This window comes from Streptomyces capoamus (assembly GCF_014654935.1).
Classification (GTDB): Bacteria; Actinomycetota; Actinomycetes; order Streptomycetales; family Streptomycetaceae; genus Streptomyces; species Streptomyces capoamus.
In genome coordinates this window covers 241,019-251,119 of sequence record NZ_BNBF01000004.1, presented here as the reverse complement: position 1 = coordinate 251,119, position 10,101 = coordinate 241,019, and the positions used below count along the sequence as shown (strand labels likewise).

The 10,101-nt window shown below is 70.2% G+C and carries 7 protein-coding genes and 2 pseudogenes; 5 read left to right on the top strand and 4 right to left on the bottom strand.

All coding sequences use genetic code 11. The features are described from left to right. The 3 genes and pseudogenes from IE312_RS09255 to IE312_RS09245 form a co-directional block, all read right to left on the bottom strand. Positions 1-781: LacI family DNA-binding transcriptional regulator (locus tag IE312_RS09255; protein ID WP_229899394.1), on the bottom strand; the 781-nt coding region annotated here is incomplete at its 3' end. Between the two features lie 64 nt (positions 782-845). Continuing rightward, a pseudogene (locus IE312_RS09250) lies at positions 846-2,606 on the bottom strand (discoidin domain-containing protein). A gap of 12 nt (positions 2,607-2,618) precedes the next feature. Continuing rightward, positions 2,619-3,713: a DUF1996 domain-containing protein gene (locus IE312_RS09245; protein ID WP_189980165.1), complete on the bottom strand. Its 1,095-nt coding sequence runs from the start codon at positions 3,711-3,713 to the stop codon at positions 2,619-2,621. Positions 3,714-3,969: 256 nt separating this feature from the next. Between IE312_RS09245 and IE312_RS44110 the strand changes: the two genes are divergently transcribed. Next, positions 3,970-4,233, top strand: a complete 264-nt coding sequence (locus IE312_RS44110; RefSeq protein WP_368860000.1) for a hypothetical protein — start codon at positions 3,970-3,972, stop codon at positions 4,231-4,233. Here the strand turns inward: IE312_RS44110 and IE312_RS09240 are convergent. Then, positions 4,141-6,090 carry a sigma-70 family RNA polymerase sigma factor gene (locus IE312_RS09240; protein WP_189980163.1) on the bottom strand — a complete coding sequence of 650 codons (1,950 nt, stop codon included), beginning with the start codon at positions 6,088-6,090 and terminating at the stop codon, positions 4,141-4,143. The genes IE312_RS44110 and IE312_RS09240 overlap by 93 nt on opposite strands. 156 nt (positions 6,091-6,246) lie before the next feature. On the opposite strand from IE312_RS09240, the gene IE312_RS09235 reads away from it, so the two are divergent. The 4 genes and pseudogenes from IE312_RS09235 to IE312_RS09220 all read left to right on the top strand — a co-directional run. Continuing rightward, positions 6,247-7,263 carry a thaumatin family protein gene (locus IE312_RS09235; protein ID WP_189980161.1) on the top strand — a complete coding sequence of 339 codons (1,017 nt, stop codon included), beginning with the start codon at positions 6,247-6,249 and terminating at the stop codon, positions 7,261-7,263. A gap of 654 nt (positions 7,264-7,917) precedes the next feature. Beyond that, a pseudogene (locus IE312_RS09230) lies at positions 7,918-8,229 on the top strand (TetR-like C-terminal domain-containing protein); the annotation flags it as partial. Positions 8,230-8,294: 65 nt separating this feature from the next. Then, positions 8,295-8,834 carry an ArsR/SmtB family transcription factor gene (locus IE312_RS09225; protein WP_189980157.1) on the top strand — a complete coding sequence of 180 codons (540 nt, stop codon included), beginning with the start codon at positions 8,295-8,297 and terminating at the stop codon, positions 8,832-8,834. Continuing rightward, positions 8,831-10,101: MFS transporter (locus IE312_RS09220; protein ID WP_189980156.1), on the top strand; the 1,271-nt coding region annotated here is incomplete at its 3' end. The genes IE312_RS09225 and IE312_RS09220, both read left to right, overlap by 4 nt.

Genomic DNA, 10,101 nt, shown 5'->3' with positions numbered 1-10,101 from the left:
CCGCGAACACGCCGTCCGTGTCGGGGTGGCGGTCGAGCAGATCCGACATGGCCGCGATGCCGCTGTCCAGCGTGAAGCCGCCCTCGGCGAGGGGGACGTACGCGTGGCCGTGCCGGGCGAGCGTGTCGCGGAACCCGGCCAGGCGCTCCTGGCTCGCCGGGACGTCCAAGGGGCCGCTGATCGTGGCGAGCCGGCGGCAGCCGCGTGCGAGGAGGTGCTCGGCGGCCAGGCGCGCCCCGTCCCGGTGCGCCAGGTCGACGTAGCTGAGCGGAACCGGTCGCGTGGGGCGGGCGAACAGCACGGCGGGCAGCCGGGCGTCGGCGAGGAGGGCGGGCAAGGGATCGTCGGCGTGGGTGGAGACCACGAGGGCGCCGTCGGCGCGCCCCTGCCGCAGATAGGTCAGCACCTCTTCCCGGGCGTCGGGGGACTCGGCAAACATCAGCACCGGATGCATGGAGCGGGGGCGCAGGAAACCGACGACACCGCCGACCACACGTCCGAAGAAGGGGTCCGTGAACACCCGTGCGGCGAAGGCGTTCTGGCCGGCGTCCGAGGTGTCCCCCGCCCCGGACACCACCAGGGCGACCGTCTCGGCCCGCCGGGTCACCAGGGAACGGGCGGCCCGGTTGGGCGCGTAACCCGTCCGCTCGACGGCCCGACGGACCACTTCCCGGATCTCCGGATCCACGTTGCGGATGCCGTTGACGACCCGGGACACGGTGGCCCGGGAGACACCGGCCTCCCGGGCGACGTCCTCCAGGGTCGGGGCCCGTCTGCGCATGCAGGCACACTAACGGACCGGGCAGGGCGACGGAATAGAGCGCTCTCCGAGGGCCGGCCGGCCGTCAGGAGTAGACACCGAATTCGTACAGCGAGTATCCCCAGCCCGTCCCCCGTGCCGTGCCGTAGATCCGTACGTACCGGCCCGAACCGGTGACGTCGACATCGTCGACACCGCCGTTCCCGTCGGAGACGGTGTGCACGGTCTGCCAGCTCCGGCCGTCGTCGGAGGTCTAGATCGTGTACGCCTTCGCGTACGAGGCCTCCCAGTACAGCTGGATGTGCCGGAACGTGGTGCGGGTGCCGAGATCGACCTGGAGCCACTGGGGGTCGCTCCAGTCGCCGGCCCAGCGGGTGGCGGGGTTCCCGTCGACCGCGTTGGCGGCGGTGCACGGGCAGTCGCCGTAACTTGCCTGGTAGGACGAGGCGGTGGCCGGTTTCCCCCGCGCCAGGTCGGTTCCGGACGGCGAGGGTGGGACGACGCGGATCGAGCGGGTCTCGACGCCGATGTTGCCCCGGCCGTCGGTCGCCTTGACGTACATCTTCCAGGCGCCGGGACGGTCGGGCGCGGTCACCTTCAGCCGGCCGCCGCCGAGGTCGGTGAAGGGCAGCGGGGTGAGGTTCTTGCTCTGGTCGATGTACATGCTGTTGTCGAGGACCTCGTAGGAGATCGGGTCGCCGTCGGGGTCGGTGGCCCTGACGTCCAGGACGAGGTCGTGCCCGGCCTGCACCTTGCCCGCGTCGCCCTCCACGCTCAGGTCGGAGATGACGGGCGGAGTGTTGTCGTGCGTGGTGTCGCCGCCGTAGGCCTTCTTCACGGCGTAGTACGACAGGCGCCTCTGGCCGGCGGGCAGCAGGTTGAACCAGATGCCGCCGAAGTCGTACTCGGTGCCGTAGTGGAACATGGTGGCGCCCAGTGCGACGCCTCTGTGCCCGGTGACGCAGTCCCAGGCACGCGTGTAGGCGTCGGCCTTGGCCCGGTCGGAAGGTTCGAGCGGAACGCCGTGGGCGTCGTCGGGCACCTCCCACTCGCCCGCCGGCCCGGTCTCGGTGACGATGTAGGGCTTGGTGTAACCGCCCTGCTCCCAGGCGGACTTGATGTCGCAGACCGTGTTGTAGGAGTTCACGGCGTACAGATCCAGGTCTGGGGCGTTCCTCTTGTAGTACGGCCAGGCTCCCACCCAGGCGTCGGTGGAGGTGACCGGGTGGTTGGGATCCACGGCGTGGATCTTCTTGGTGATGTCGTCGACGAGCGTGGTGTAGGCGTTGCGCTGTTTCTCCAGTTCGTCGCCGCTGAAGCAGTTCTGCAGGCCGAGGACGGACTCGTTGCCGACGTCCCACATGAGGACGCCGGGGTTGTCCTTGTACGTCTGGACCCACTTGGGGAACTCGTCGAGCATGTGGTTCTTGTATGCGGTGTCGGTGACGTAGTTGACGCAGCCGCCGCTGCCGGGCCCGCCGCCGGGCTGCAGCCAGAAACCGGCGACGACCTTGATGCCGTGGGCGGCGGCGGAGTCGAGCAGGGGTTTGCTGGTGGCGTCGGTGCCCCAGGTGCGGATGGTGTTGACGCCCATGGACCGCAGGTCGGGCAGGTACTTGACGGCGTCGGCGACGCTCGGGCCCCAGGTCAGGCCCTTGATCTGGTACGGCCTTCCGTCCACCGTCAGCTGCCAGGAGCCCTGGCTGCCGGTGACCTTGACGACGCTGCCGGCGGCGTGGGCCGGGGCAGCCGGTAGCGCGATGAGGAAGCCGGCGGCCAGGGCGCCGGCGGTGAGGGGTGCCGCGGCACGGCGGGTTCGGAAGCACGTGCGGGGTCGTGGGGTCATCGCTTTTGCTCCTCAGGGCAGTTCGTAGTGCTCGTTCAGTGCCGCGCCCGCCTGCGGGTGGGTCTCGTCGTAGCCACGCGCATCGCACTGCAGGCCGCCGACGACGCAGTGGTCGACCAGCGCCTTGAGGGTGGGGGTGTCCCAGGCGTTGAAGAAGTCGTAGTGGAAGGTGTGGCCCGTTCCGCTGGCCAGGCGCACCTTGGACATGTCGCCGTTGACCGGGAAGGCCATCTTGAACTCGATCATCGGCACGGCGACCGGGTGGTCGGCGGGGCAGACGTTGTCGTTCGTACCGGGCTTGACCACGGGATAGGCCATGTGGCTCTTGTGGTCGGGGGTGTCGAGGTACTTGCCGTCCCAGCAACTGGGTGCCTGGAAACGGATGTTGAGCTGGACGTCGGCGCGGTGGGGGCAGGTGGCGGGGAACTCGGTGTTGAAGTAGCTGTCGCCGCACTCCCAGCCCTCGACGAAGCCGGGGTGGTGGCGGAACTCGTCGGCGCTCTGCGTCGGGCTGCCGACGACGAACCGCAGCCCCTTGGGGAAGGGCCGGACGCCGGTGTAGTCGGTGACGCCCGCCTTGTAGTAGATGACCTGCGGTCCCACGGGAAGGACCTGCTGGTCACCGTTGTAGAGGGTGGGCATCCAGTAGCCGGACAGGTCGCCGGGAGCCTTGCAGGTGGTGCGGCCGGACTCCAGCGAGGCCGTCGTGCTGTAGGCGTCGGTGGCGGTGTTACCCATGAACGTGTGGTCGTGGGACTTGCCGGGCTGCTGCGGGTAGACGATGGGATCGTCGGGCCTGGTGTGGGTGACCGAACAGTTGGCCTGGAACTCGTGGAAGTAGCGGTGGGGCGGGTCCTGCGTGGCCGGCGTCACGCCGGTGACCGGCGGGTTCGCCGGGATGTAGCCGTCGCCGTCCGGGTCCTCCGGTGAGCCGGCGACGGACGCCGCCAACGCGTGACCGGAGTGCGTGGCCGCGAACGACCGCGCCGCGGCGCTGTGCGGTGCGGGCGGGCCGGCACTGACGGCGACGCCGCCCAGTCCGAGCGACGTCAGCAGGAGCGCGCCGGTGATCAGCGTGGCTGACAGGCCTTTCGATCTCCGTGACATGGAGACCTCCTCCTGAACGGTGGGAGCGTGGGAGGCCGCGCCCGAGGCGGCATGGCGTCGACTGAGCCCGCGTCATGGATGGCCGAGCGAGGCGTGGGAGAGCGCTCTCCCGTCGAGGAGTGTTGGGGGCTTTCCGGTGAGGTGTCAAGGGATGCGGCACGGGCCGGACCAGAAAGATTCCAACGTCCGAGGACTTGCCGGGACTTGAGACTCACGAGTTAAATCAAGATATGAACTAAGCACGCCACACCCCGTCATGACCTGCCCGAAGGACTTGCAACGCGCCCGGGGCGGCCAGGTCGTCGCCTGCCTGAGCGCCTGTCCGGCGTTCACCACCGACCAGACCTGCCGCACCGGCACCTGCGCGGCCCGCCCCCAGTGCCTGCCCAGCCCGAGGGTCCGGTGCCGCCGCACCGGCCCCCTCGGTTCAGCGCGCCGCCTGGAAGGCCCGGCCCGCCGCCGTGGCCGTCGTACCGTCTGTGAACAGCCCACTGCTCGGCTTCGACGGGTCCGCACCTAGCCCGAACCACGCGTAACGATGCACGTAGGGCAGGCTGTCCAGCATCTTCGTGGACGCCGTGACGAACGCGGCCTGCTGCGCGGCGGAGGGGAACCGCGTCCCCTGCGAGAAGTCGATCAGCGCGTACTCGGTCAGCCAGATCGGCTTGTGATACCGCGCGTACACCGACGTCAGGTACGACTTCAGCTGCTCGACCGCTTGCGGGGTGCGGAAGTCACCGCCGTACCAGTGCAGCGTGATGAAGTCGACCCGGTACCCCTTCTCCGCCGCCCCGGCCATGAACCGGTCAAGCCAGCCGCCGGGCGTGCCCGCGCCCGTCGCGACCGCGGGGCTGCCCAGGATCTTCCCAGCCGCCATCAGCTTCGGCCACAGCTGGAGCGCCTGGTCGACCGACATGTTCGACTGCTGCGCGAAGTCCGGTTCGTTGAGGGCCAGCAAGTACGGCCCCGCGGCCCGGGCCTGCGCCAGCGCCGCGTCGGTGACGGACGCGGCGCCCCAGATCATCGGCACGAACGAAGCCGACTTCGGAGTCGTCACGCCCTGGTGCTGGGTGTTCCAGGTGTAGTACCAGCTCGCCCCGCTCGCGGCGAGCGCCCGGCTCACCCCGTTGAACGTCCACACTCCGACACCCTTCTTCACGCCGGACGCGCTCGGCACGGGGGGCGCGGAGTGCTGCGCAGGACCCCCCTTCACCGGCGCCTTTGCCGACGGTGAAAAGGATTCACTGGGACTAGGACTGGCACTGGAACGGGGACGGGGACTGGGGCTCGGGCTCGGCGGGGCGCTGGACGAGGTGACCGCCATCGGGGTGGGCGGCGGAACCGTCGCCGCGGTTGGCGCGGACGGCCCCGCCGTCAGCCGGGCGGCGACCAGCGCGGCCACCGCGACGGCCGCGACCGCCGCCGAGCCGCCGACGACGGCCCGCTTGCCCGCCACCCGCCTGCCCGTCCGCGCAAGCCGCCGGTGCCGTCGCCCAGCCGCCCGGCCTCCACCGCTCCCCGAGCCGGAAGACCCCCCGGACCCCGAGGACGGCGGGGGCGTCGCCGCCCGGACATGGGCGAGCACCCGCGCCGGATCGAGACTGGCCGGCACGGCCACCAGCGGCAGCCCGCCCAGCAGCCGTTCCATCGGCAGCAGCCCCTGCTCCAGACCTTCGCACACCTCACAGCCGCGCAGATGACGGGCGAACCGCTTGCGCCACAGCGAACTCGGCGTGCCGTCCCACGGCGCGGCGATCTGGTCCAGCTCCGCACAGCGCGGCTCGGCGCCCAGCGCCCGCACCACGCCCCGCGATATCTCCATCTGCTTCTTCATCCGCTGCACCCGTACCGCCGTGTGCCGGTCGGACAGCCCCAGCGCACCGGCGAGGTCCGCGCGCTCCAGCTCGCCGGTCTCCTCCAGCCACCACAGGGACAGCAGCTCCTGGTCCTCCGCATCGAGCCAGCGTGTCGCCTCGGCGACCTCACGGCGCTGCTCGGTCAGCCCCAGCCGCAGGATGGTCAGCCCGGCGAAGTCGAGGGCGGGATCGGTGATCGTCTCCGCCTCGCCCAGGTGCGCCCTGCGGTCCCGGTCCGTGGCCCGCGACTGCTCCCGGTTCCGTACCTGCCGGATCGTGATCACCACCAGCCAGGACCGGAACGCGGACGAATCCCGCAGCTTCGGCAGCCCGCGCACCATGCGCAACAGCGTCTCCTGTACGACGTCGTCGACGTCGGCATGACCGTTCAGGGCGCGGCCGACGATGTTGTAGACCAGCGGCAGGCAACGGCCCACCAGCTCCTCCAGGGCCCGGCCGTCACCCGCGCGGGCGGCCGTGACCAAGCCGGGATCAGGCCGGCTCCGATGGTTCTCGATCATGTGGCTGTGTTCCTCCACGCAGGGATCAGCTGTCGTAACGGAGACCGCCCGAGGCCCACCGGGGCAACAGAAAAACGGTGGATCGGCGTCAAGGGCACACAGCTGGCACGAGTCGAGGAAGGCACAAGGATGGCACGAGGACGCAGGAGACACGGCATGCACCCACCGCGAGGCCGTCGCTGGTGGCACGCCGCAGTGGCAGCCCTCGTCGCGGTCGCAGCCGTACTGATCGTCCACAACGCCTGGACGCCGTCCGGCAGCGACAGCGTCGGCACCGCGAACCGCGAACGGACCACCGAGGCGCTGCCGTCCGGATCACGGGCCGCCCCGCCCACCCCGCCGGCCTCACCGAGTCACAGCGCCAAGCCGCCGGCATCACCGTCGGCGAAGACTGAGCCGAAGGCATCGGCAGAGACGTCGGCGAAGGCCACCAGGGGCCCGGCCACCGGCTCGGGCACCTCGGGCCGGGCCCGGCAGCAGCCGACCGCCGCCCCCGCCGGCAAACGCCTGATCACCATCGTCAACAAGACCCACAAGACGGTCTGGGCCGTCGTCACCAACACCGCCGTCTACCCGGCCGGCCGCAAGCTGGCCCCCGGCCAGAGCATGTCGGTGACCGTGGCGAACAACTGGGGTGGCCGCATTTGGGGCCGCACCGGCTGCGCCACCACGGCCGCAGGCACGTGCGCCTCCGGCGACTGCACCAGCGTCTGCTCCGGCGGCAACCCGCCCACCACCCTCGGCGAGTTCGCCTTCGCCGCGTTCGACGACATGGACTTCTACGACGTCAGCATGGTCGACGGCTCGAACCTGCCCATGTACATCAACGTCTCCCACACCACCACCGTCGACCCGGTCAGCTCCTCCGGCTGCTACCGGGGCCGTTGCACCGCAGAGGTCACATGCCCCAAGGCGATGCGGGCCCTCCTGAACGGCCGGGAGATCGGCTGCAAGCCCCCGTGCGCGGCGTTCGGCGGCGACACCTACTGCTGCCGGGGCGCCTGGGCGGGCCGCGAGAACTGCCTCCCCGCCAAGTGGCCGGTCGACTACACCCGGGTCTTCAAACTGGCCGCCCCTTACGCCTACTCGTACGCTTTCGACGACTCGGCCACCATGTCCTGCAGACACCAGTGCTACTACCGCGTGACCTTCGGCACCACGAACGGCACCTGACGCCCGCACCGGCTCCGCACGTCAGAAGGTGGCCGAAGAGGGGGCTGCTCCCATCCAGTGCGGCGTACAGGAAGTCCACCACCGCAGTGCAGGATGCGGCGTCATCTGGGGAGTTGACGCTGGCCGAGGCCGATGCCCGCCAGATGGAACCGTCACTCAGGGACGTGATAGGAACTCGCCCGTCCAGCACCACCGGCTCCCCACCTTCCGTGAGAAACACCAGTTTGGCCCCAAGGAACGCGGCAAGCTCCTCCTCGAACTGCGGCCACGTCTTCCCGATGCGGGGGAAACGGCGCACCAAGTCATCGATGTCCGGGACGATCCGCGCTTCGGGACACGACCCCTCCCCCGCTCCCGGCCTCCGCCTCCACCAGGCAGCCGTACAGCCCGGTTCGGGCCGCACGAAAACCACCGGACCGGCGATGCCCCAGGACTGCCCGCACCCTACCGGTGCCCGGCAGTAGGAAATCCTGCGACGATCACCACATTCCGAAACAATCACTGAACTCGCACTTCAGGAGCCTCTCTGGCTCCTCAACCTCTGCCGAAACCCCAGCTCAGGTCGACACGTCACAACAACCAGAAATCCTGCAACGATCACTAGGCCAACAGCTCAGCGCATCGATCATGCAGTGATCCTTAGCGGATTTGTCACACGCACCCGACGACGTCACCATGATCGCGTCAGAGATCATGGACGCCCTCCTTGACGCCGCCCGGCCAGCCGGCGCAGCCGCGGAAAGCCCGGACGACAGCCACCCCGACACCCGCCTGGAGGCCCACCTCGCCGGGCACCGGCAATGGGCCGCCGACCACCCCGCGGAGCCGGCCGTGCTGTGTCGCGCCCTGCACTTCTGGACCCACCTCCACGGCATCCTCTCCCTGGAGCTGGCAGGCCACTTCACCGGCATGGGCATCGACCCGGCCGAGCTGTACGACAACGAACTGCGCAACCTGACCCCGTAGGCACCCCTGGTGCGCGCGCGAAATTTCCCTTGCTAAATGGTCAAGGATCGTTGACCATTGCTCGCATGCCTACCGATGATCTTCCCGAGACGTTTCACGTCACCACGGACGAGCAGTTGCGCGCCGTCTCCAATCTCACGCGCCACCGGATCATGGCCGTGCTCCGCTTCGAGCCGGCGACGATCACACAGATCGCCGAGCGGGTGGGCCTTGCGAAGGGGAGTTCCAGCTATCACGTGCGGCTGCTGGAGCGGGCAGGCTTGGTGAAGGTGGTACGGACGCGGAAGGTGCGAGGTGTTACCGAGCGGTACTACGCGATGGCCGCGCGGGCGATCGTGCTGCCGGATCCGAGCGAGGGAGGACCGGATGTGCTGATGCGGCATGCGGTGGCGGACCTGGAGGCGTCGCCGGTCGATGGCGAGCGGCACGTACGGATGGCGCATCTGCGGCTCAACGAGGAGCAGTTCGCACAGCTTGGGGCGCGGCTGCAGGCACTGGCGGACGAGTTCCGGGAGCTGTCCGATCCGTCGCTGCCGGACGCGTCACTCGTCTTCGCACTGTTCCGGCCGGCACCGCGCGAGCAGGCCGAGGGGGGCGCCAAGTGACCTCAGGCATAGAGAAGTTGCCGGCCGGGTTCGGACGGTTGTGGGCCGCGCAGACGATCTCCTCGCTCGGTGACGGGGTAACGCATGCCGCGCTGCCGCTGCTCGCGTTGACGTTGACGAGGGACCCGATGGCGCTCGCCGTCGTCACGGCCACGGGGACGCTGCCGTGGCTGCTCTTCGGGGTGCTCGGCGGTGCGCTGGTGGACCGCTGGGAACGCCGGCGCACTATGTGGGTCGCGGACACGGCACGTGCGGTGCTGCTCGCGATACCCGCGGCAGCGGCCGCACTCGATGGCTTAAGCATTCCGCTGCTCGCAGCCGTCGCCTTCCTGCTCGGCCTCGGCGGACTCTTCTTCGACACGGCCGCCACGGCCTACCTGCCGGATCTGCTCCGCCGCGACCCCGCGCTCCTGGAGCGCGCCAACTCCCGCCTGCGCGGCGCCCAGACCGCCATGTCCGGCTTCGCCGGTCCGCCTGCGGGCAGTGCGCTGCTCGCGCTCGGGCGGGCGGTACCGCTGCTCACCGACGCGGTGTCGTTCCTGGTCTCCGCACTGCTCGTCCGTACGCTCCCCGCCATGCCCCGCCCCGTGCCGGAGGCCCGCGAGTCACTGCTTCGGCAGGCGCAGGCCGGGGCCTCCTACGTCTTCCGGGACCGGTTGCTGCTCGGGCTGGCGCTCCGCCCTGCGGTCGGCAACGTCGCCTTCCTCGCAGTGGAGACCGTACTCGCCCTCTTCGCACACGACCGTCTGGGCATCGACACCTACGGCTTCGGTCTGCTCCTCACGGCGGAAGCCACCGGCGGCCTGCTCGGTGCAGGGATCGCCTCCTACCTTGGCCGACGGCTCGGCACCGGCACCGCACTGACCTGCACTGCCGCAGTGGAAGGGCTTGCCATCCTGGGCCTGGCCGCTGCCCCGAACCCCTACGTGGCCGGGCTGGCGCTCGCCGTCTGCGGGGCCGGCATGGGCGCCACGATGGTGCTCGGGCCATCCCTTCGGCAGGCGGTCGTCCCCGCCCACCTCATGGGCCGGGTCGCCTCCACCTCCCGCATGCTCGCCATGTGTGCCGCTCCATTCGGGGCCTTCCTCGGCGGCTGGCTGGCCACCGCCTACGACATCCGCACCCCGCTCTACGCCGCCGCTGTCCTCCTCCTGGCGATGACGGCCGTCACAGCATCCATGACCAGTAACCGCCGGGTCGAAGCGGCGCTGCGCACCGCCGACCCGGCCGGCGGTCCAGATCACCCGGTATCCGAGGATCCCGCCCA

Bases quoted from the DNA above. Each gene is read 5' to 3' on its own strand.
- IE312_RS09225 (WP_189980157.1), top strand. From the start codon at position 8,295: ATGCCTACCGATGATCTTCCCGAGACGTTTCACGTCACCACGGACGAG.
- IE312_RS09245 (WP_189980165.1), bottom strand. From the start codon at position 3,713: ATGTCACGGAGATCGAAAGGCCTGTCAGCCACGCTGATCACCGGCGCG.
- IE312_RS44110 (WP_368860000.1), top strand. From the start codon at position 3,970: ATGACCTGCCCGAAGGACTTGCAACGCGCCCGGGGCGGCCAGGTCGTC.
- IE312_RS09240 (WP_189980163.1), bottom strand. From the start codon at position 6,090: ATGATCGAGAACCATCGGAGCCGGCCTGATCCCGGCTTGGTCACGGCC.
- IE312_RS09235 (WP_189980161.1), top strand. From the start codon at position 6,247: ATGCACCCACCGCGAGGCCGTCGCTGGTGGCACGCCGCAGTGGCAGCC.